This is a genomic window from Enterobacteriaceae endosymbiont of Donacia semicuprea (assembly GCF_012570535.1).
GTDB lineage: Bacteria > Pseudomonadota > Gammaproteobacteria > Enterobacterales > Enterobacteriaceae.
Genome location: NZ_CP046210.1, coordinates 128,915 through 154,076, shown reverse-complemented (window position 1 = coordinate 154,076; position 25,162 = coordinate 128,915). Strand labels below are relative to the sequence as shown.

Here is a 25,162-nt window from a genome sequence, read left to right as displayed (position 1 = left end):
TTTTTTATATTTTCTTTAATAGTTAATAAGTCTGCTAATATTTGAATAGGATGAAATTCATTTGTTAAGCCATTCCATACAGGAATTTTAGAATATTTAGCAAAAATTTCTAAATTTTTTTGATATTTTCCTCTATATTGTATTCCATTATACATATTACTTAAAATTCTTGCAGAATCTTTCAATGATTCTTTATGTCCTATATGACTATTCTTAATATCTAAATAAGTAACATTAGCTCCTTGATTAAAACAAGCTATTTCAAAAGAACATCTAGTTCTTGTTGAATCTTTTTCAAAAATTAAAATAATATTTTTATTTATTAATGTTTTTTTTTCTTGAAAATTTTTTTTATCATATTTTAATTTTTCTGAAATTTTAATTAATTCAAGAATATCTTCTTTTGAAAAATCTGATAATTTTAAAAAATGTTTATTATAAAATTGATTCATAATATAAATCCTTATTTATAAATAATTTTAGATTAATAATAAATATTATAAATTTTTAATTAATAAAATTTTTTTTAATAATTCTTTTTTTAAAATTTTACAATTTTTTATTTTTTCTAATTTTTTTTGTATAATTTGTTTTGGAGCTTTAGATAAAAAAATTTTATTTGTAATATTTTTGTTTAAAATATTTATTATTTTTTGATTATCTTGTAATTTTTTAATAATTTTATTTAATAATTCTTTTTGATTAATAATTAACCTATTTAAGGGTATTGCAAATTCAATTTTATTTATTTTATTTATTAATGTTTTTTTAGGAAAATTAATATTATTTTTAATAAAAAAAATTTTTTGAAGATGTGCAAACTTTTTTAAAATATTTATATTTTTTTTAAAAAAAATATTTAATTCATAATCGATATTTTTTATATATAAATTAATTTTTGTCTTATTATTTATATTCATTTCTATTTTAAATTTACGAATAGTAGTAATTATTTTTATAAAAATATTAAAAATATCTGTAGATTTCTGATCTATTTTTAATTTATTAAACTTAGGAAAATTTTTAATCATAATACTATCATTATATGTATTTTTATCATTTTTATTCATTTCTTGCCATATATATTCAGTAATAAATGGAATTATAGGGTGTGATAATTTTAATAATGATTTAAAAAGATAATATAATGTATAATGTGTTCCTGAGTATTTTAATTGATCTTCTTCTTGAAAAATTAATTTACTATATTCTAAATACCAATTACAAAATTTATTCCATATAAAGTTATATAGAATATTAGTAGAATAATCAAAACGATATTCATTAAATGATTTTGTGTAAGATTTAATTACTAAATGGTATTCAGACCAAATCCATTTATCTACTAAAGATAGATTTTTTTTATTTTTAATAAGTTCATATTTTATATTTTTTAATATAAAAAAACTTGCATTCCAAATTTTATTACAAAAATTACGATATCCTTCTAATCTATTTATATCCCAATATATATCACGGCTAGTAGATGATAAAGAAGCTAATGTAAATCTTAATGCATCTGCTCCATAAATTTTATTTGGTATTTTTTTTCCTATATTGTTTTTTAAAATTTTAATTTTATGATTTTTTTTATAATTGTTATTATTTAATATATCTTTAGATAAAGTACCTTCAATAAAATCTATAGGATTAATAATATTTTTTTTAGATTTGGACATTTTATTTCCTTTATTATCTCTTATTAATCCTGTCATTAAAATGTCTTTAAAAGGAATTTGTGGAATATTATTTTTATTTTTAACAAAATACATTGTCATCATTATCATTCTTGATATCCAAAAAAAAATAATATCAAAACCACTTACAATAACACTAGTAGGATGAAATAAGAAAAAATCTTTTTTATTTTTAGGCCAATCTAGTGTAATAAAAGTCCATAAACTTGAAGAAAACCATGTATCTAAAACATCAGAATCTTGTATTAAACATATTTTTTTATTTAAATTATATTTTTTTCTTATTTCTTTTAAATTTTCACCAACATAAATATTATTATTTTGATCATACCAAGCTGGTATTTGATGTCCCCACCATAATTGTCTAGATATACACCAATCTTGTATATTATTCATCCAAGAATAAAACATATTTTTGTACTGTTTAGGAAAAAAATTTATTTGTTTTTTTTTTACAGCATTAATTGCATTTTTTGATAAAATTTTTGTGTTAAGATACCATTGATTTGTCAACATAGGAATTATTACTGTATTACTACGCATATTAAATGGAATAAGTGTAGATTTTTTTTTATATGAATCTAATAATCCTTGTTTTTTTATTTTTTTTATAATAATATTTCTTGCTTTTATAAAATGAATTTTTTGTAATTCTTTAGGTATATTTTCAGAGAAAATATTTATTTTTTTTTTATTATTATAAATTTGGTATTTATTTGCAATATTACCATTTAAATCAAAAATATTAATTAGAGGTAAATTATGTTTTATTGCAATTTTATAATCATTAAAATCATGAGCCGGACTAATTTTAACGCATCCAGTCCCTTTTTCTATTTTAGCATAACTATCAGCTATAATAGGAATTTTACGTTTAATTATTGGTATAATTACAAATTTTCCAATTAAATTATTATATCTTCCATCTAACGGATTAATTGCTATTGCAGTATCAGCTAATAATGTTTCAGGACGAGTTGTTGCAACAATTAAATAATTTTTATTATCTAAAGTTTTTATCTTATCTACTAATAAATATTTTATATACCAAATATTTGTTTTTATTTTTTTATGTTCTACTTCTAAATCAGAAATTACAGTTTTTAGTTTAAAATCCCAATGAATTAATTTTTTTTTTTTATATACTAATCCATTATTATAAAGTAAGATAAAAATATTTCTTACAGATTTAGTAAATTTATTATCCATTGTAAATCTTGTTCTTTCCCAATCTGCAGATAAACCTAAACTTTTCATTTGGTTATAAATAATATTACTGTATTTTTTTTTCCATTTCCAAATATTTTCTAAAAAAAACTTTTTACTATAATCATTTTTTGTTTTTCCTATTTCTTTAAAAATTTTTTGTTCTATTAAATTTTGTGTGGCAATACCTGCATGATCTATTCCTACTTGACATAATACATTTTCTCCTAACATACGATGATAACGTATTAAAATATCAATAATTGTATATTGTAATGCATGTCCTATATGTAAATATCCAGTAATATTAGGCGGTGGTACCATAATAGAAAAATATTTTTTAGAATTTTTTAATTTATTTTTTAAATATTTATGCTTTTCCCAATAATTATAAATTTTTTTTTCAAAAAAAATTGGATTATATATTTTATCCATGATAAGAAATATCCTATATATAAATAAAATTTATATTAAATTAATTATTTGTTTTCATAATTTAATGTCTCATTAATTAAAAATTGACATAACATATTAATAGGCCTTCCTGAAGAAATTGCTTTTTGATTTAAATAATACCATGCTGTTCCTGCAATATCTATATGAGCCCATTTATATTTTTTAGTAAATTTAGATAAAAAACATGCTGCAGTAATTGCTCCAGCTATACCATTACTACTATTAACTAAATTAGCAAAATTAGATTTTAATTGATCATAATAACTTTTATCATCTATAGGTAATTCCCAAACACGATCATCTGATTCTAGAGAAGATTTTATAAGATTATTAGATAATTTTTTATTATTAGACATTAGACCACTTATATTATTACCTAATGCTATAACACAAGCTCCTGTTAAAGTAGCAATATCAATAACATATTTAGGATTATATTTTTTAATATATGTTAATACATCACATAAAATTAGACGTCCTTCTGCATCTGTATTTGTAATTTCAACAGTTATTCCTGACATTGTTTTTATAATATCACTAGGTCTATATGCGTTATTACTTGGCATATTTTCACATCCAGCTATAATAGCAATAATATTTAATGGTAACTTAAGTTCAGCTATTGCATATATAGTTCCATATACAGCTGCTGCACCGCACATATCATATTTCATTTCTTCCATATTTTTACTTGGTTTTAGAGATATACCTCCTGAATCAAAAGTTACTCCTTTACCTAATAATATTATAGGTTGTAATTTATCATTATTTTGATATTCTAAAATAGAAATAAAAGGTTTGTTTTTAGAACCTTTACTTACTGCAAGATAAGCATTCATACCTATCTTCTTCATAATGTTTTTGTCAATAATTTTTATAGAAATATTTTTATATTTTTTTGCTAATGTTAATGATTTAATAGATAAATACTCAGGAGTACATATATTTGGTGGAAGATTAGCTATATTTTTAGCTTTTTTTATACCTAAATTAATTGCTTTTGCATGATTTATAGCTACCTCATAGATATCAGAATTATTATTAATATTAAATATTATTTTTGAAGAAAAACATGATGAATTATTTTTAAATTTATTAAATACATAAATATTGTTTTCAATAATATTAATTGTATCTCTTATATTCCAGTATAATTTACAATCATTAATTTTTATATCTGTAAGATACCAAATAACTTCTTTAATTTTATATTTTTTTAATATATTAATAACATTATTGATAATTAGTTTATTTGTTATTCTGTTAATTTTTTCTTTAATACCACAACCAATAATTATTACCTTTTTAAATGAAAAATTAGGAATTTGATATAAAATTATATTTTGATTAATTTTACCTTTTATATTATTTTTTTTTAATATATCTAATATATAATTATTAGATATAATATTAATTTTTTTTGTAATTTTAGAAAGTTTATATTTTTCAAATATAGGTATTACTATACAATCTAATAAATTTTTTTTAAAAAAAGTTATTTTTTCTGCTACATATTTCATTTATAATCTCCAAAATATATAGAAATTAAAATAATTATATATAATAAATAAAAATTATTTTTGTTTATTAAAAATATTAAAATAAATAATAATATATCTAATATATAACATTATTTAAAAAAATAATATTATATAAATATTTTTATTTTAAAAAAAATTTATATTAATAATTAAATTATTTTATAATTATTTAAAAAAAATTAGAAATTTTAAAAAAAAATTTGCCCCCACCCCTTGATGAGTACAGATGTGTCCCCATTTCCTCTTCATCAAGGATTATGTTTTAGAATATATAAAAATTAAATATATTATAATTATTTATATACCAAAATTTTTATTATAAAAACAATTATAAATTTATAGGAGTTATTTAAATGAGTAAAATAATTGGTATTGATTTAGGAACAACTAATTCTTGCGTAGCAATTATAGATGGAACTAAAGCTCGCGTTTTAGAAAATTCGGAAGGAGATAGAACAACTCCTTCTATTATTGCATATACTCAAGATGGTGAAATTTTAGTAGGACAACCTGCAAAAAGACAAGCTATTACTAATCCAAAAAATACTCTTTTTGCAATTAAAAGATTGATAGGAAGACGTTTTGATGATGAAGAAGTACAACGTGATATAAAAATAATGCCCTATAAAATTGTAAGAGCAAATAATGGTGATGCATGGATAGATATTAAAGGGAAAAAAATGGCTCCACCACAAATTTCAGCCGAAGTTTTAAAAAAAATGAAAAAAACAGCTGAAGATTTTCTAGGAGTAAAAGTAAATGCAGCTGTTATTACAGTACCTGCATATTTTAATGATGCTCAACGTCAAGCAACAAAAGATGCTGGTCGTATAGCGGGATTAGAAGTAAAAAGAATTATTAATGAACCTACAGCTGCTGCATTAGCATATGGATTAGATAAACAACAAGGTAATCGTACTATAGCTGTATATGATTTAGGTGGAGGTACATTTGATATTTCTATTATTGAAATAGATAATGTTGATGGAGAAAAAACATTTGAAGTTTTATCAACTAATGGAGATACTCATTTAGGAGGAGAAGATTTTGATAGTCGTATAATTAATTATTTAGTAACGGAATTTAAAAAAGATCAGGGAATAGATTTAAAAAATGATCCATTAGCAATGCAAAGATTAAAAGAATCTGCAGAAAAAGCAAAAATTGAATTATCTTCAACACAACAAACTGATGTTAATTTACCATATATTACCGCTGATGCTTCAGGTCCAAAACATTTAAATATTAAATTAACAAGGGCAAAATTAGAATCTTTAGTAGAAGATTTAATAGATAAATCAATTAAACCTTTAAAGATAGCTTTAAAGGATGCTAATTTAACTGTTTCAAATATTAATGATGTTATTTTAGTAGGTGGACAAACTCGTATGCCTATGGTCCAAAATAAAGTGGCATCATTCTTTGGTAAAGATCCAAGAAAAGATGTCAATCCTGATGAAGCTGTCGCTATAGGAGCAGCAGTACAAGGCGGAGTATTAGCTGGAGATGTAAAAGATGTATTATTATTAGATGTTACTCCATTATCTTTGGGAATTGAAACTATTGGTGGAATAATGACTCCATTAATTAATAAAAATACTACTATTCCTACAAAACATAGTCAGATATTTTCAACAGCTGAAGATAATCAGTCTTCTGTAACTATTCATATTTTACAAGGAGAACGTAAAAGAGCAAATGATAATAAATCTTTAGGTCAATTTAATTTAGATGGTATTAGTTCTGCTCCTAGAGGAATTCCTCAGATAGAAGTTACTTTCGATATAGATGCAGATGGAATTTTACATGTTTCTGCAAAAGATAAAAAAAGTGGTAAAGAACAAAAAATTACTATACAAGCATCATCAGGTTTAAATAAACAAGAAGTTGAAAATATGATAAAAGATGCAGAAGCGAATAGTGAATCTGATCGTCTCTTTGAAAAACTAGTTAAAATACGTAATGAAGGAGATCAACTTATACATAATACAGAAAAAAAAATAAAAGAAATTGATAATCAAATTCAACCAAAAGATAAATTATCAATTAATAACGCAATTAATGAATTAAATAAATCTCTTAAAACAGAAAATGAAAAAGATATACAAGAAAAAATACAAAAATTAATTGAATTATCTAGTCATATTTTAACTCTAAATAAAGATAATAATAATAAACAAAAAAAAAATAATAATATGAAAAATGATAATCAAGATAATGAAGTTGTTGATGCTGAATTTGAAGAAATAAAAGATAAAAAAAAATAATTATTTTTATATTTAATTATTTTTTTTATAAAATTATTAAAATACGTTAATACCGTTTATATTTAAAATAATAATCGGTATTAAGTAATTATGGGATTAGATTAGGACAGTAATTTATTATGGCAAAAAAAGATTATTATGATATTTTAGGTGTTACAAAAAATGCTGAAGATCGTGAAATTAAAAGAGCATATAAACGTTTGGCTATGAAGTTTCATCCAGATCGTAATCCCGGAAATAAAAATTCTGAAGATAAGTTTAAAGAAATTAAACAAGCTTATGAAATTTTAAGTGATTCCAAAAAAAGAGCTACATATGATGAATATGGTCATTCTGCTTTTGAACATGAAAATGTAAACAATACAACAACTGATTTTAGTGATATTTTTGGAGATGTTTTTGGTGATATTTTTGGAAATTCAAGAAATAAACAAAAATCTAAAAGAGGATCTGATTTAAAATATTTAATTGAACTTTCTCTAGAAGATGCAATAAAAGGTGTTACTAAAGAAATAAAAATTCCTATTTTAAAAAATTGTAGTTATTGTAATGGAACAGGATCTCAAGGTGATTTACAAAAATGTTATACATGTCATGGTTTAGGACAGATTCATATGAGTCAAGGATTTTTTACAGTACAACAAACTTGTCCTAAGTGTCATGGTCAAGGAAATTTTATAAAACATCCTTGTTTTTATTGTAAAGGTAAAAAAAAACTAGAAGTTTATAAGACTTTATCAGTAAAAATTCCTAGTGGAATTAATTCAGGAGATCAAATTAGATTAAGTGGAGAAGGTGAATTAGGTTATAATAAATTTTTATCTGGAGATTTATATATAGAAGTAAAAATAAAAAAACATCACCTTTTTATTAGAAAAGAAAATGATTTGTATTGTGAATTACCTATTAATTTTATTATAGCTAGTTTAGGTGGGAATATAGATATTCCTATATTAAATGGTTATGTAAAATTAAAAATTCCTCAAGGTACTCAAACAGGTAAAGTTTTTAGAATACGTAATAAAGGAATTAAATCTATTAAAAATAATAATTTTGGTGATTTATTTTGTAAGATAAAAGTAGAAGTTCCAATTAATTTAAACAATAAACAAAAAAAAATTTTATATGAATTAAAAGAAAATTTTAATAATTTTGCTGATTATAGAAATTATCCTAAATTAAAAAAATTTTTAAATAATATTAAAAATTTTTTTTATAAAATTAAATAAAAATAAAAATAATAATAGAGGGTATAAAAAATAAATTTATTTTTTATACCCTCTATTATTATTTTTATTTTAAAATTAAACCATGACAAAATTTATATTTTTTCCCCGAAAAACAAGGACATTTTTCATTTCTACCTATTTTTTTTTTTAAAATATTAATATTATTTAAGTATTTATTTGTTTTATTTATAGAAAAATTAGGGATTTTTTTTATAATTTTTAAATCATTATTATTTTTATTTTTATTATTTTTTTTAATTTTTTTTAATAAAGTATTTATACTAGAATTTTTAATTGTGTTAATTTCTACTTTATTTAAAGCAATAATTACTTTTTCTTTTAAAGAATCTAACATTAAACTAAACATATGAAAAGATTCATTTTTGTATTCTTGTTTAGGATCTTTTTGTGCATATCCTCTTAAATGAATTCCTTGTTTTAAATATTCTATAGCTGAAAGATGTTCTTTCCATAAATTATCTAAAATTTGTAATGTAATATTTTTTTCAAAATTATCTATATATTTTTTTTCTATTACATTTACTTTTTTAAAGTACTCTACTTCTATAAAATTAATTATTTTTTTACAAAAAATTTCTTTATTTAATATTTTTTTATTATTTTTTTGATATAAATTTATCCAATTTTTAATTGGTAATTTATAATCAAAAGTATTTATAAAATAAATTCTTAATTTTTTTAAATTCCATTTTTCTTTTATAAAATTATCAGATTTTATATAATTATTTAAAATTTTTGATAAAAAATCAATTCTAAAATTTTTAATTATTTGATTAATATTTGCTGATTTTAATAATATATTTCTTTGTAAATATATAGCTAAACGTTGATCATTTATTACATCATCATATTCAAGTAATTGTTTTCTTATTTCAAAATTATAATTTTCTACTTTCTTTTGTGCAGTTAAAATTGATTTAGTTATCCAAGGATGTTCAATATAATCATCTTTTTTCATACCTAATCTATTCATTAAATTAGATATATTTTTAGATGCAAAAATACGCATTAAATAATCTTCCATTGATAAATAAAATCTTGAAGATCCTATATCACCTTGTCTGCCAGAACGTCCTCTTAATTGATTATCAATTCTTCTTGATTCATGCCTTTCTGTTCCTATAACATATAAACCTCCTAATTTAATTATTTCATTATGATTTTTTTCCCATTTTAATTGTAATTCTTTTATTATTTCTACTTTATATTGAGTTTTATTTAATAATAAATTACCACCTAAAACAATATCTGTTCCTCTACCTGCCATATTAGTTGCAATTGTTACTGCATTTTTTTTTCCTGCTTTTGATATAATTTCTGCTTCCCTAGCATGAAACTTTGCATTTAAAACATTATGTTTTATACCTATCTTTTTTAATTCTTGAGAAATTAATTCTGATTTTTTTATCGAAATAGTACCTACTAATACAGGTTGTCCTTTTAAATTTTTATCTTTTATATCTTTAATTATAGCTTTTATTTTTTCTTTTTTAGTTAAATAAATTAAATCTGGTAAATCTTTTCTGATCATAGGTTTATTAGTTGGAATTACTATTGTATTTAATTTATAAATTTCTTTAAATTCAAAAGATTCTGTACTAGCAGTACCAGTCATCCCTGATAATTTTTTATATAATCTAAAATAATTTTGAAATGTAATAGAAGCTAAAGTTTGATTTTCATTATTAATTTTTACATTTTCTTTTGCTTCTATTGCTTGATGTAAACCTTCAGACCATCTTCTTCCCTTCATTAATCTTCCAGTATGTTCATCTACTATTATAATTTTATTATTTTTTAATATATAATCTACATTTTTTTTAAAAAGTTTATGCGCCCTTAATGCAGCAATAACATGATGTAAAATAATAATATTAGAATTAGAATACAAAGATTCTCCTTTATTTATAATATTTTTTTTTGTTAATATTTTTTCTAAATAAATTAAACCTCTCTCTGTTAAATATGCTTGACGTGATTTTTCATCTATAAAAAAATGTCCTTTACCTTTATAAAATTCAGAATCTTCTTCTGATTGATATAATAATTTAGGTATAATATTATTTATTTGAATATATAATTCTGAACTATCTTCTGTTGTACCTGAAATAATTAAAGGTGTACGAGCTTCATCAATAAGTATTGAATCAACTTCATCTATAATAGCATAATCTAAAGTACGTTGTACTTTATCATCAAAATTTAAAACCATATTATCTCTTAAAAAATCAAATCCATATTCGTTATTAGTTCCATATGTAATATCAGCTTTATAAGCAATTTTTTTTTCATCTAATGACATATTAGATATATTAATACCGACACTTAAACCTAAAAATTCAAATAATATTTTATTATTTATAGCATCTCTTTGTGCTAAATAATCATTCACAGTAACTATATGAACACCTTTTTCATTAAGAGCATTAAGATAAGCAGGCAATGTAGATGTCAATGTTTTACCTTCTCCAGTTCTCATTTCTGCTACACAATTATTATTTAATACAATCCCTCCAATTAATTGGACATCAAAATGACGCATATTAAATATTCTTTTACTGGCTTCTCTAACTGTTGCAAAAGCTTCTGGTAAAATATCCTCTAATGAGGAATTATTTTGTAATTTTTTTTTAAAATATAAAGTTTTATTTTGTAAATCAGAATCAGTTAATTTTTTAAATTGTTTTTCCATGTTATTTATAATATCAACTGTTTTTTGAATACGTTTTAAAATACGATCATTATTACTACCAAAAATTTTAGTAAAGATTTTTTTAAACATATGAATGCTCTTTTCTTTATAAAAAATATAATTGTGATATAATAAATGTTATTAAGTAGTTAATTTAATTAAAAAATAATAAATATTTATTTTTAAAATTTAAGGAATAAATTTTATGCGTAATAATAAATTATTATTAATCAATAAAATTTTCCAAAAAAAACATTATTCATCTCATGCACAAATATTATATAAAATATATATACATACAAATATTTTAATAAAAATTAATAAATTTATCAAAAAATATTTACCTATTGAATTATATAATTATTATAATATTAAAAATTTTCAAAATAATATTTTAATTTTAGAATTATATAATTCTAATTATATTATTAAATTTTTATCGGAAAGAGATAATCTTATATTTTTTTTAAAAAAAAATATTATTCCTTCTCTTAAAAAAATTGATTTTAAAATAAATCCTGTTTTTTTTAAAACAACATTAGTTAATAACTATAATTATAAATATCATTTAAAAAAAAATATTTTAAGTAAATATAGTGCTAAATTATTAACAGATTTATCAAAAAAAAGTTCAATAAAATTACGTTTTATAATACAAAAATTTATTAAATTAGCAAAAAATAATATTTAAATTAAAATATTTTAAAATCAAATTTTAAAAAAAATTTATATTTTATAAAATTTAATTAATTTTTTATTAAGTTATATTTAAAATTTTAATAATTAAATCATAAAAAGATAATCCTGCTTTTTTAGCAGCTATTGGGTATAAACTATGTGATGTCATTCCTGGAACAGTATTTATTTCTAATAATTGAAAATTGTTATAATTATCTAAAATAACATCAATTCTACCCCATCCAGTACATTTTACTGAATTCCATGCATGTAACACTATATTTGATAATTCTTTTTCTTTTTTTTTACTTAATCCACTAGGACAAAAATATTTTGTACTGTTTAAATAATATTTTGCTTGATAATTATAAAAAGAATTTATATATTCTATTCTGATAGGTGGTAAAATTTCTTTATTTAATATTCCTACTGTATATTCTATTCCTTTTATATATTTTTCGATTAAAATATCATTACTATATACAAATGATTTTTCTATTACATTAAAAATATCATCCATATGATTAACTTTAAAAATTCCTAAACTAGACCCACTACAGTTTGGTTTTATAAAAATAGGTAAAGTTAATTTTAAAATTCTTTTTTTTATTTTTAAATAATTTGATTTAATAAATTCTTGTTTTGTTAGTAAAAAATGAGGATATACTGGTAATCCATGTGATTTCCATATAGTTTTTGTAATAAATTTATTCATAGTTATTGCTGAAGATAATACCCCGCTCCCAGTATAAGGAATATTTAAATATTCCAGAATCCCTTGTAAAGTACCATCTTCTCCACCTTTACCATGTATAGATATAAAAATTTTAGTAAATCCATATTTTTTTAAATATAATAATGGGAAATTTATTGGATCTATCCCAATTGCATTTATACCTAATTTTAATAAAGCATTTAAAATAGCTTTACCTGATTTTAACGAAATTTCCCTTTCTTGTGAATTTCCTCCAAATAAAACAGCTATTTTTTCAGACATAATTTTATTATTTATTTAATTTTTTATTTTTAAGTTTATTTTTTATAAAAAAAGATGATATATTATTGATATTTCCAGCTCCTTGAAAAATTAATATTTCATTTCCTTTTAATTTTTTAAATATACTATTTGTAATAGTAGTATAATTATTTGATTTAATCAAAAAAGGAGAAATTATTCCTAATTCTTTTATTTTTTTACATAAATTTTCACTATTAATATTTTTATTATAATTTTCTCCTGCAGAATAAATTTCTAATAAAAACAACATATCTACTTTAGATAAAATTTTTACAAATTCATTAAAAAGATTTAAAGTTCTTGAAAAACGGTGAGGTTGAAAAACCATTATTAAATGTCTATTTGGCCAAATATTACGTATTGTTTCTATAGTAACATTTATTTCAGTTGGATGATGTCCGTAATCATCGATAATTATCGTGTTTTTTTTTAAATTTAGTTTTTTATTGTATGATATAGTACCTAAAATATCAAATCTTCTTTTGATACCTTTAAATTCTTTTAAAATTTTTAAAATAATTGAATATTTTAATCCAATATATGAAGCTGCTGCAAAAGCAGCTGTTGCATTTAATGCGTTATGATAACCTATAATATTTAAATTTACTTTTAAATTTAGATTTGTTTTTTTTTCTAATAAATAAAACTTACTTCCATGAGTATCTTGAGTAAAATTAGATAATTTAATATCAGCATCTTTATGAGATCCATATGTAATAATTTTTGATTTTAAAAAATGTTTATTTTTTTTTATTAAATTAAAATTATTTTTATTATCTATACAAATAATTATACATCCATAAAATGGAATATTTTTTAAAAACTTTAAAAATGTTTTTTTTAAAATTTTAAGACTATTTTTATAACATTCTAAATGCTCATTTTCAATATTAGTAACAATATTAATAATTGGTTTTAAATATAAAAAAGATTTATTACTTTCATCTATTTCAGTAATAAAATATTTACTTAAACCTAAATAAGAATATTCATTAGAAGATTTTAAAATTCCTCCATTTATAAATGTTGGATCTAAACCAGCTAATTTATATATTTCATATATCATTGCAGTTGTTGTAGTCTTACCATGTGTTCCTGAAGCAGTAATTCCATAAGAAAATCTCATTAATTCTGCTAACATTTGTACTCTATTAATTATAGTAATATTTAATTTTTTTGCAGCAATTAATTCAGGATTATTTTTTTTAATAGCATGAGATATTACAACAAGATCTATATTATTTGTAATATGATTCTTATTATGGTCTAAATGTATTTTTATATTTAATAAAATTAAATTCTGTGTAATAGAATTAGATAATAAATCCGAACCACTAATTTTATATCCTTGTTGTGCTAATATTCTAGCAATTCCACACATACCAGAACCACCAATACCAATAAAATATATATGATTAATATTTGTCATTTTTGGTACTTGATATAATAATTTTTTATTATATTTATTAAATTTCATATTTTTTAAAATATTAAATTAGTTAATTTTTATATTATTTAATTCTTGATAAATTAATTCTGTAGAATTAATTATTGATAAATTATAAGATTTTTGAGCCATATTTATTATATTTTTCTTATTTAAAGATAATATAGTATCTACAATATTATTAATATTTAAATTATGTTGTTCATATATTTTAGCTGCTCCTATTTTTTCTAAATTTATAGCATTATAATATTGTTGTTGATCTTTATGTTTAAAGGGTATAAAAATAGCCGGTAATCCTATTGCAGTAATTTCACTAACAGTCATGGCACCGGATCTACATATAATTATATCAGCCCATTTATATGCTTTATGTATATTTTTTATATACTCTTTTATTATAAAATTATTATTTTTGTTTTTTTTATATTTATTAAAAATTTTTTTAAAATTTCCTTTACCTACTTGATGAAAAATTAATATTTTATTTTTTAAAATTTTAGATAATTTTATACCTATTTTATTTATTATATTTGATCCCTGGCTTCCGCCAGTAATTAATAAATGAATTGGTTTATGAATTTTTAAAATAGATCTTTTGTATAAAGATAATTTAATAATTTTTTTACTAATTGGATTACCTACTAATATTCCATTTTTAAATGTATTAGGATATGCTTGCATTGTTTTAGTTGCTATTTTAGATAAAATTTGATTAGTTATTCCAGGAATATTATTTTGTTCATGTATTATTAAAGGAATTTGACATAACCATGCAGCTAATCCACTAGGACCAGAAATATAATTACCCATAGTTAATATTAAATTTGGTTTATATTTTTTGTATATAATAATCGACTTATAAGTAGATATAAATAATTTAATTATAGTTTTAATTATTGAAAAAATATTTTTGTTTTTAAATCTAAAAAATTTAATTAAATAAATATAAATTTTTTTTTTAGGAATAATTTCGGATTCCATTCTTGATGATTCACCTAACCAACGAACTTTCCAACCTTGTTTAATTAACTTATATGCTATATTTAAAGCAGGATTAATATGACCTCCTGTTCCTCCAGCTACTATAATAATTTTTTTTTTCATTTTATATTCTATAAATACTTATTTAAAGTAAAATAAAACATATTAAATAATATATTATTAATATTATTTTTTATGTAATTTTTTAACTAATTTTATAAATTCATTACCACGATGTTTAAAATTTTTAAATTGATCAATGCTAGAACAAGCAGGAGACAGTAATACTGTATCTCCATATTTTACTAATTTTATTATTTTTTTTAAAGCTTCAAACATTGTTTGTACCTTTATTGATTTATTATATAAGGATAATATTTTTTTACTAGATATTCCAAAACAATAAATATGAATATTATTTTTATTTTTTAAGTATTTTATTAATAAATTTAATTCACAATTTTTGTCATATCCTCCTAATAATAACCAAATTTTTTTTTTTTTATATAAATATTTTAAAGCAGCTATAGTACTATTAATATTAGTAGATTTAGAATCATTAATCCAAGTAATTCCATTTTCTTTATGTATAATTTGTAAAATATGATCCATATTTTTATAATTATTTATTTCTTGTAAAGATATTTTTTTAGGAATTTTTAATATATCTGTAATAGCCAAAACAGCTAAAAAATTTAAATAATTATGTATTCCATTTAGTTTTGTATTATTAAAATTTAAAATTTTTTTATTATCTACTTCTAGATATGTATTTTTCTTACAAAAAGATAATTTATATTTACCAATAAATGTACCAAAAGTTATATATTTTTTTTTTTTATAAAAAATTTTAGGATAACATAATTTATTATCTGTGTTATATATGCAAAAAGAAGCATTTTTATAAATACGTAATTTAATATCACGATATTGTTTAATTCCTAAAGGATATCTATCCATATGATCTTGTGAAATATTTATAATTAAAGCTATATATATTTTAAATTTTTTTATTGTTTCTAATTGAAAACTAGATATTTCTAAAATATAAAAATCTCTTGTATAAGATAATAAATCTAAAACAGGATATCCTATATTTCCTCCAATACCAATGTTAAAATTATTTTTTTTCATAATTTGACTAACCATATTAACAACAGTACTTTTTCCATTAGTACCTGTAATAGCTATTACAGGAGTTTTATTATAACGAGAAAATAATTCTATATCTCCTATTATTTCAATACCTTTTTTTTTTGCTTTTAATAATAAAGGATGAAATACTGAAATACCAGGACTTAAAATGATTAAATCAGCATTTAATATCCAATTTTCTTTTAAAGAACCTAAATGATATGGTATATATGATGGTATTTTTTTTATAAGTTTTAAATTATCATTTTCATCTATAATAGATGGTATTAATCCTTTTTTTAAAAAAAAATTTACACAAGAAATTCCTGTTAAACCTAAGCCAATAATAACTATTTTTTTATTCATTTTACAATATTTATTAAATCAAATTATAGTTAAAGAAATTAAAACTAATATTAGTGATATAATCCAAAATCTAACAATAATACAAGGTTCTTTCAAACCTTTTAATTCATAATGATGATGTAAAGGCGCCATTAAAAAAAATCGTTTTTTATTATATTTAAATTTTATAATTTGAATTATTACCGAAATAGATTCTAATATAAAAACACCACACATTATAAGAAATAAAAATTCTTGTTTAATGATAATAGAAATTATAGATATAATAAATCCTAAAGATAAGGATCCTATATCTCCCATAAAAATTTTAGCTGGATATGTATTAAACCATAAGAATCCTAATCCTGAACCAATAATAGAAAAACATATAATAATTAATTCTTTTGCACTCTTTATATAAAAAATATTAAAATATTTAGAAAAATATATATCTCCTACAAAATAACTTAGGATAGCTAATCCTAAGGAAATAAAAATTATAGGCATAATTACTAATCCATCTAACCCATCAGTTAAATTTACAGAATTACTTATTCCTATAATTATAAAATAGACAATAATAAAATATATAATATTATTTAAATGAAATTTAATTATTTTATTAAAAAAAGGTATGATTAATTGTTGAATATAAAATTTATCAATTTTATTATAAAAAATAAATATAATTATAATAGTGACAAGCGATTGAAAAAAAATTTTTTTATATGAAGATAAACCTTTTGCATTATTAAAAATTATTTTATAATAATCATCTATAAATCCTATAATAGAATATAATATCGTACTAATTATTATATAAGATATATATTTATTTGATAAATTAGACCAAAAAAATACAGAAAAAAAAATAGATAATAATAAAATTATTCCTCCCATTGTAGGAGTATTATTTTTTTTCAAATGAGTTATAGGACCATCATTTCTAATAATTTGAGAAATTTTATTTTTATTAAAAAAATAAATAAAAAATGGACTTAGATAAAAAGTTATAAAAAATGATGTTAATAATGTCATTATAGAGCGAAATTTCAAGCTTATTAAAAAATAACTTAAATATTTTAAATAATATAATTTTAAATATTTAAATATTATTATTAACATTTTAATTTTTCCAATAAAATATTAATTAATATCTCCATATTATTATTACGTGATCCTTTAAATAAAATAGTATAGTTTTGAAATTTTTTTGTTATTAAAATTAATTTATCTATTAGTTCTTCTTTTTTTATAAAATGAATTGCTTTTATATTATTTTCAGTAATATATTTACTATATTTACCAATACTAAATATATAATCTATATTAGATTTTAGAAGTAAATTCTTAATTTTATAATGATAATATAAAGTATATGATCCTAATTCTAACATATCTCCAATAACCAAAATTTTTTTATTAGGCATATTTTGAAGTATATTAATAGCTACAAAAACAGAATTAGGATTAGCATTATATGAATCATCTATAATTAATTTATTATGATTAATAATAATTGGGTACATTCTTCCAGGAATAGATTTAAAATTTTGTAAACCTTTAGCTATTTCATCTAATGAAACTCCTACTGAAAAAGATAATGCAGCTGAAGCTAATGCGTTACTAATATTGTGAATACCACCACCTATTAAAAATAGGTGAATTGATATTTTTCCAATAGGAGTTTTTAATTTAAAATAAATTTTATTTTGTAATATTTTTATGTTTTCAGCAAAAAAATCAGCATTTTTATTATTTATAGAAAAAGTAAAAATATTTTTATTATTATTTAATAATATTTTTTTTAAAATTTTTTTTTGATTAGAATCATCGTAATTAATAATTATAATACCTTTTACTGATAAAAAATTAAAAATTGTAATTTTACTTTTAATAATATTACTTAATGAATTAAAACCTGCTAAATGAGCAACTGATATATTATTAATTAATGCTATATTAGGTTTAACTAAATTACTATTATATTCAATATCGTTATTTTTACTACCACCTATTTCAATTATTGCATATTTATACTTATTTTTTAACTTTAATAAAGTTAAAGGAACACCAATATTATTATTCATATTTCCTTTAGTATAAATAATTTTATTTTTTATTTTTAAAATAGATGCCGTCATTTCTTTAACTGATGTTTTACCTGATGAACCAGTAATTGCTATCATTTTATTTTTAAATCTCATTCTTTTCCATAAACCTAATTTTCCTAATCCTAAAATAGTATCTGATACAATTATTTGAGGAATATTAGTATTTATATATTTATTTACTAATAAAGCTATCGCTCCATTATGAATGGCATTTTTAATAAAATTATGTCCATCAAATTTTTTTCCATAAATGGCAATAAACATACAATTATTTTTAATTTTTTTACTATTTATTGAAAAATTTATTATTTTAATGTTATTACCTATTAAAATTCCATTTACTATTTTTGATATTAATTTTAAACTAATTAACTCTGTCATTTTATATTTTAATATTTTTTTAATATTTTTTGAATAGTATTATAATCTGAATAATTTAAAATTTGATTACCAATAATTTGATAATTTTCATGTCCTTTACCTGTAATTAAAACAGTATCTTTTTTATGAGAATTAAATATTGCATAACTAATTGCTTTAGTTCTATCTAAAATAGAATAAACATTTTTTAATGTTTTACATCCTTTTTTAATATCATTAATAATATTTAATGCATTTTCTGTTCTAGGATTATCATTTGTTAAAATTACATAGTTGGCATGTTTTATTGCTATATGTCCCATCATAGGACGTTTTCCAATATCTCTTTCTCCTCCACATCCAAAAACACACCATATTTTTCTTTTACAAAATAATTTTATAGTTAATAGTACATTTTTTAATGAATCAGGAGTATGAGCATAGTCAATAATTATTTTAGGAATAGATTTTTTTTTAAAATATACTTCTTGCATACGTCCTTCAACTGGATATATTTTAGATGCTGTTTTTAACAATTCTTTTAAAGGATAATTTAAATTTAATAATGCTGTTATGCTTAAAATAATATTTAAAACATTAAAATTACCTATAAGATTTATTTTTATTTTCCCATTACCCCAACTAGATTTAAATAAAATAATTGTTTTTTTTTCAAAAAAAATTATTTTTTTTGCATTAAAAAATAAATTTGATTTATTTATAACTCTTTTTTTTGTAGTAACTGCTATAGAATTAGGTAATTTTTTAAACCATTTATATCCTATATTATCATCAATATTTATAATTTTTTTTTTAATTTTATATTTAGAAAAAAAATTCCATTTAGATAATTCATAATTTTTCATATTATAATAATAATCTAAATGATCTCTACTTAAATTTGTAAAAATTCCAATATAAAATATTATATTTGCTACTCTAAATTGAGTTATTCCATGAGAAGAAACTTCCATAATAACAATATCAGCTTTTTTATCTATAAATTTTTTTAATGTAGATTGTATTTTAACAGCAGAATCAGTTGTATTATTAGTTTTAATTAATTTTTTATAAAAACCATTTCCTATTGTACTTAATATTGCTGGTTTTTTTTTTAAAAAATATAACCATTGCATTAAAAAATTTGTTATACTTGTTTTACCATTAGTACCTGTTATTCCTATAATTGGAATTTTTTCACTTGGTCGTCCATATAATAATCCAGCAAAATATGAAATATGTTTATGTAAATTAGGTAAGTAAATTATAGGAATATTTTTTTTAAATAAAATTTTACGATAAGATGTAATATTATCTGGATATGTTAATATTGCAGCAGCACCTTTTGTAATAGCATGTTTTATAAAATTTTTACCATCTTTTTTATGTCCTTTTATAGCGATAAAAAGACAATGTTTTCCTTTAATTTTACGACTATCTAAAATAATTTTATTTATTAATATATTTTTTATTAAATCATTATTTATATAATTATTTATATAATTATTTAATAATTTTTGTAAATTTAATGAATAATCAACCAATTTTAATACCTTTATTATATAATATAGTAAAAATAAATTTTTAAATTTTATAAAAAAATAAAAAAATTATTTTTATATTTTTTTTGCAACACGTAATATTGCACTTCTTGATCTTAAATTTGTTAAAATTTCATTTTTATTAGGAAATATTCTATTAATAATTTTTAATTTTAAATTTTTTTTTTTAAAATATAAATTATTTATTTCATTTTCAGTTAATGGAATTTTTCTAATAATATTTTTATTATAAGAACTATTTTTTTTCATAAAATTTTTAATAATTCTATCTTCTAAGGAATGAAAACTAATAATAGACATTATTCCATTTTTTTTTAATAAATCTAATGAAATATTTAAAACTTTTTTAAGTTCTTCTATTTCTTTATTTAAAAAAATTCTTATAGCTTGAAAAGATCTTCTAGCTGGATGTTTAAATTTATTTTTTTTATTAAAAGCAGAACATATTGAATATGATAAATCTTTTGTATTATTTAATTTATTATTTAATAAATATTTTTTTATATTATATGCTATTCTTTTATGAAATCTTTCTTCACCATATATTTTTAATATTTCAGATAATTTTTTTTCATTAATATCTTGTAATAATTTATAAGCATTAATATTTTGGTTTTGATTTATACGCATATCTAATGGACCGTTAAATATATAAGAAAAACCTCGTTTAGGATTATCTAATTGAAATGAAGATATTCCTAAATCAAATAAAATACCATCTATTTTACCTATTTCATTATTTAAAAAAAATTTTAAATTAGAAAAATTATTATGAATATAAATAATTCTTTTATCTAAAATTTTATGTTTTAATATTGTTGTTATATCACAGTCAATAGCATATATACGTCCATTAATACCTAATTTAGACAAAATTAATTTAGTATGTCCACCACAACCATAAGTTGCATCTATATATGTTCCATTATCTTTAATATTTAAACTGTCAATAGATTCTTTTAATAAAACTGGGATATGATTCATTATATTAATGTATATTTTATATATTATATATAATATTATATAATAAAAATATTGTTTTATTTATTTTTATTTGAAATTATTAATAATATTATTATATAATGTTAACATTAGTTTAAAAATTTGGTTAAATTTTTAAAAAGGTATAATTTTATGATAGAATATCCAAATTTTAAAAGTACAACATTAAAAAAAGAAAAATATCATATACAAAAATATATTAGACAAGTATATGGATGGATGTCTTGTGGTTTATTATTAACTGCTTTTGTTTCTTGGTACGTAGCTAATACAATTCCAGTCATAAATTATTTATTAAATAATAAATTTATTTTATTCAGTTTGTGTTTTGTACAATTTATACTAGTTTTTATAATTTCAAACCTTTTAAATAGATTATCTGGAAAAACATTAACTACATTATTTATGTTTTATTCTTCTTTAACTGGTTTAACAACAGCAGGAATTTTTTCTATATATAATCAAAATACTATTTTCACAGCATTTATTACTACATCACTTACTTTTTTAAGTATGTGTATTTGGGGATATTTTACAAAAAAAAATTTAAGTAATTTAGGTAATATTATTACAATGGGTATTTTTGGTGTAGTTATAGCATTATTTATAAATTTATGGTTACAAAATAGTTTATTTGCATCTACATTAAATTATATTAGTGTAATTTTATTTACATTACTTGTAGCTTATGATACTCAAAAACTAAAAAATATCGCAAAGAAAATTAGTATAAATATAAATGACGAAGATAATTTAAGAAGATATGCTATTATCGGAGCTCTTATGTTATATTTAGATTTTATTAATTTATTTTTTGTAATATTACGTATTATTAGTAATAATAATGATGATGAAAAATAATATTTTTATAAAAACTAAAAATTATATAAATTAAAATTTTAATAAAATATATATTTTAAAATAAAATAACAAAAATATGTCTACATCAATGATGGAACAATATTTTCAACTAAAAAAACAATATCCTAATATTTTATTATTTTATAGATTAGGAGATTTCTATGAAATGTTTTATGATGATGCAAAAAAAGCATCAAAATTATTAAATATTGTTTTAACAAAAAGAGGTAAATTAAACGGTAAACCTATTCCTATGGCGGGAATTCCAGTTAATAGTGTCGAAAATTATTTATTAAAATTAATAAGATTAGGAGAATCAGTAGCTATTTGTGAGCAAATAAAAGATAAACATATATTACATAAAAAAAAAATTTTAAAAAGGAAAATTGTACGTATTGTTACTCCAGGAACAATTAGTGATGATGTCTTATTAAACAATTATTTTGATAATTTATTAGCAGCTATTTATCAAGATAAAAAATTTGGTTTCGGTTATGCTACATTAAATATTAGTTCTGGTGATTTTAAAATTATGGAAAATAAAGATTATAATATAATTGCTGGAGAATTACAAAGAACTAATCCTACTGAATTATTATATCCTGAAAATTTTCAGGATATACAATTAATAGAAAAAAGAAATTGTATCAGACGTAGACCATTATGGGAATTTGATATTGATACAGCTTTACAACAATTAAATATGCAATTTGGTACAAAAAATTTAAAAAGTTTTGGTATTGAAAAATCATTTATGGCTATTAGAGCAGCAGGTTGTTTAATACAATATGTAAAAGATACACAAAAAGTATGTTTACCTCATATTAATAATATTTTATTAAAAAATCATGATGATGAAATTATTATGGATGAGAATACTCGTAAAAATTTAGAAATTATTTATAGTATTTCAGGAAATAAAAATAATACTTTAATTAAAATATTAGATAATACTACTACGACAATGGGTAGTCGGTTATTAAAAAGATGGCTAAATAATCCTATACGTAGTAAAAATATTATTTTAGATAGACAAAAAAATATTTCTATATTAAAAGAATATTTTTTAAAATTCAAAAAAATGATGTTAAAAGTAAGTGATATAGAAAGAATTATTGCTAGATTAGCATTACGTACAGCAAAACCAAATGATTTAGTTTCTTTAAGACAAACATTAAATTATTTACCTAAATTTCATAAAATTTTAAAAAAAATTAAAAATTGTGAGATTAAATCTAAAATTTTAAATTTAGGATTATTTATTGAGTTAAAAAATTTATTAAAGAAAGCAATAAAAAAAAAACCTTCTTTATTATTAAGAGAAGGAAACGTTATCGCTTCTGGATATAATTTATTATTGGACAAATTAAGAAAATTTTCAAAAAATTCGGTAAAATATTTATTTTATTTAGAAGAAAAAGAACGTAACTTATTAAAAATAGAAAAATTAAAAATAGGATTTAATACAATTCATGGATATTATATACAAATTAATAAAAATTGTAATATAAATTTACCAGAGAAATACATTCAAATTCAAACTTTAAAAAATTTTAATAGATATATTATTCCAGAATTAAAAAAATATCAAAAAAATATTATGTTTTCAAAAGAAAAATTATTAAATTTAGAAAAATTTTTATACTATGAGTTATTTGATTATATTAATCCTCATTTAGAAAAATTACAAAAAATATCATTATTTTTATCAGAATTAGATGTATTATGTAATTTAGCTGAAAGATCTTTAACTTTAAATTATACTTGTCCAGTTATTAGTAATAAAATAGGAATATCTTTAACTAATTCAAGACATCCTGTTGTTGAAAATATTATAAAATCATCATTTATATCAAATGATGTATTATTAACTATTAATAATAATATGTTAATAATAACAGGTCCTAATATGGGAGGTAAAAGTACTTATATGCGTCAAATTGCATTAATTATTATTATGACATATATAGGTAGTTACGTTCCTGCTGATAAAGCTGTTATAGGCCCAATAGATCGAATATTTACTAGAATTGGATCAACAGATGATATTTCTTCTGGATTATCTACTTTTATGATAGAAATGATAGAAACAGCAAATATTTTGAGAAATGCAACTACTAAAAGTTTAGTATTAATGGATGAAATAGGTCGAGGAACGTCTACATGTGACGGATTATCAATTGCATGGGCTTGCGCTGAAAATATGGCAAAAAAAATTAAATCACTTACTTTATTCGCAACTAATTATATTGAATTAACTAATTTAGCAAAAAAAATAAAATGTATAAAAAATATATATTTTGATGCAATAGAATTAAATAATTCTATTGTTTTTTTGCATAAACTAAAAAATGGATCAATTAATAAAAATTATGGTTTATTTGTGGCATCTTTAGCAGGGATTCCTGAAGAAGTTATTAATCAAGCAAAAAAAAAAATTAAACAATTAGAAAATTATAATATTTTTTAAATTTTAAAAAATAAATTTAAAAAATAAATGAATATATTAATAATATATAAAATAATATAATTATTTATAAAATAAAAT

General features: G+C 19.6%; 17 protein-coding genes. 5 read left to right on the top strand and 12 right to left on the bottom strand.

Going from position 1 to position 25,162, the window contains the following annotated elements; genetic code table 11:
* The 3 genes from GJT91_RS00740 to GJT91_RS00730 form a co-directional block, all read right to left on the bottom strand.
* Positions 1 to 452: Rossmann-fold NAD(P)-binding domain-containing protein (locus GJT91_RS00740; protein ID WP_484488976.1), on the bottom strand; the 452-nt coding region annotated here is incomplete at its 3' end.
* 45 nt (positions 453 to 497) lie between these two features.
* Positions 498 to 3,338, bottom strand: a complete 2,841-nt coding sequence (locus GJT91_RS00735) for a valine--tRNA ligase (protein ID WP_168868355.1) — start codon at positions 3,336 to 3,338, stop codon at positions 498 to 500.
* Positions 3,339 to 3,382: 44 nt separating this feature from the next.
* Positions 3,383 to 4,879, bottom strand: a complete 1,497-nt coding sequence (locus GJT91_RS00730) for a leucyl aminopeptidase (RefSeq protein WP_168868354.1) — start codon at positions 4,877 to 4,879, stop codon at positions 3,383 to 3,385.
* A 374-nt stretch (positions 4,880 to 5,253) separates the two neighbouring features.
* Between GJT91_RS00730 and dnaK the strand changes: the two genes are divergently transcribed.
* Together dnaK and dnaJ are read left to right on the top strand one after the other, a co-directional pair.
* Positions 5,254 to 7,167: a molecular chaperone DnaK gene (gene dnaK, locus GJT91_RS00725; protein ID WP_168868353.1), complete on the top strand. Its 1,914-nt coding sequence runs from the start codon at positions 5,254 to 5,256 to the stop codon at positions 7,165 to 7,167.
* A gap of 119 nt (positions 7,168 to 7,286) precedes the next feature.
* A complete protein-coding gene (gene dnaJ / locus GJT91_RS00720; RefSeq protein ID WP_168868352.1) occupies positions 7,287 to 8,396 on the top strand; it encodes a molecular chaperone DnaJ in 1,110 nt (369 codons plus the stop codon).
* A gap of 64 nt (positions 8,397 to 8,460) precedes the next feature.
* Here the strand turns inward: dnaJ and secA are convergent, their stop codons facing one another.
* The gene (gene secA, locus GJT91_RS00715) at positions 8,461 to 11,199 is read right to left on the bottom strand and encodes a preprotein translocase subunit SecA (protein ID WP_168868351.1); all 2,739 of its coding nucleotides are present in this window, start codon (positions 11,197 to 11,199) and stop codon (positions 8,461 to 8,463) included.
* 115 nt (positions 11,200 to 11,314) lie between these two features.
* Here secA and GJT91_RS00710 point away from each other — a divergent pair, with 115 nt between their 5' ends.
* Positions 11,315 to 11,800, top strand: a complete 486-nt coding sequence (locus GJT91_RS00710; RefSeq protein ID WP_168868350.1) for a hypothetical protein — start codon at positions 11,315 to 11,317, stop codon at positions 11,798 to 11,800.
* 66 nt (positions 11,801 to 11,866) lie between these two features.
* Here GJT91_RS00710 and GJT91_RS00705 read toward each other — a convergent pair whose 3' ends face one another.
* The 8 genes from GJT91_RS00705 to rsmH all read right to left on the bottom strand — a co-directional run bounded on the left by GJT91_RS00705 (position 11,867) and on the right by rsmH (position 21,735).
* Positions 11,867 to 12,784 (bottom strand): D-alanine--D-alanine ligase, encoded by a 918-nt coding sequence (locus GJT91_RS00705; protein WP_168868349.1) that lies wholly within the window; start codon positions 12,782 to 12,784, stop codon positions 11,867 to 11,869.
* Between the two features lie 7 nt (positions 12,785 to 12,791).
* Entirely contained in the window at positions 12,792 to 14,282 is a 1,491-nt protein-coding gene (gene murC, locus GJT91_RS00700; RefSeq protein WP_168868348.1) for a UDP-N-acetylmuramate--L-alanine ligase, read from the bottom strand.
* Between the two features lie 18 nt (positions 14,283 to 14,300).
* A complete protein-coding gene (gene murG, locus GJT91_RS00695) occupies positions 14,301 to 15,359 on the bottom strand; it encodes an undecaprenyldiphospho-muramoylpentapeptide beta-N-acetylglucosaminyltransferase (RefSeq protein ID WP_168868347.1) in 1,059 nt (352 codons plus the stop codon).
* Positions 15,360 to 15,422: 63 nt separating this feature from the next.
* Positions 15,423 to 16,736 carry a UDP-N-acetylmuramoyl-L-alanine--D-glutamate ligase gene (murD, locus tag GJT91_RS00690; RefSeq protein ID WP_168868346.1) on the bottom strand — a complete coding sequence of 438 codons (1,314 nt, stop codon included), beginning with the start codon at positions 16,734 to 16,736 and terminating at the stop codon, positions 15,423 to 15,425.
* A gap of 18 nt (positions 16,737 to 16,754) precedes the next feature.
* On the bottom strand, positions 16,755 to 17,840 hold the full coding sequence (gene mraY, locus GJT91_RS00685) for a phospho-N-acetylmuramoyl-pentapeptide-transferase (protein ID WP_168868345.1): 1,086 nt from the start codon (positions 17,838 to 17,840) through the stop codon (positions 16,755 to 16,757).
* Positions 17,834 to 19,210 carry a UDP-N-acetylmuramoyl-tripeptide--D-alanyl-D-alanine ligase gene (locus GJT91_RS00680; protein WP_168868344.1) on the bottom strand — a complete coding sequence of 459 codons (1,377 nt, stop codon included), beginning with the start codon at positions 19,208 to 19,210 and terminating at the stop codon, positions 17,834 to 17,836. The genes mraY and GJT91_RS00680 overlap by 7 nt, the downstream gene beginning before the upstream one ends.
* Before the next feature lie 8 nt (positions 19,211 to 19,218).
* Entirely contained in the window at positions 19,219 to 20,733 is a 1,515-nt protein-coding gene (gene murE / locus GJT91_RS00675) for a UDP-N-acetylmuramoyl-L-alanyl-D-glutamate--2,6-diaminopimelate ligase (RefSeq protein ID WP_168868343.1), read from the bottom strand.
* A 72-nt stretch (positions 20,734 to 20,805) separates the two neighbouring features.
* Positions 20,806 to 21,735, bottom strand: a complete 930-nt coding sequence (gene rsmH / locus GJT91_RS00670) for a 16S rRNA (cytosine(1402)-N(4))-methyltransferase RsmH (RefSeq protein ID WP_168868342.1) — start codon at positions 21,733 to 21,735, stop codon at positions 20,806 to 20,808.
* Positions 21,736 to 21,885: 150 nt separating this feature from the next.
* On the opposite strand from rsmH, the gene GJT91_RS00665 reads away from it, so the two are divergent.
* Together GJT91_RS00665 and mutS are read left to right on the top strand one after the other, a co-directional pair.
* A complete protein-coding gene (locus GJT91_RS00665) occupies positions 21,886 to 22,614 on the top strand; it encodes a Bax inhibitor-1/YccA family protein (RefSeq protein WP_168868341.1) in 729 nt (242 codons plus the stop codon).
* Between the two features lie 76 nt (positions 22,615 to 22,690).
* Positions 22,691 to 25,084: a DNA mismatch repair protein MutS gene (mutS, locus tag GJT91_RS00660; RefSeq protein WP_168868340.1), complete on the top strand. Its 2,394-nt coding sequence runs from the start codon at positions 22,691 to 22,693 to the stop codon at positions 25,082 to 25,084.
* The last annotated feature ends 78 nt before the right edge of the window (positions 25,085 to 25,162 follow it).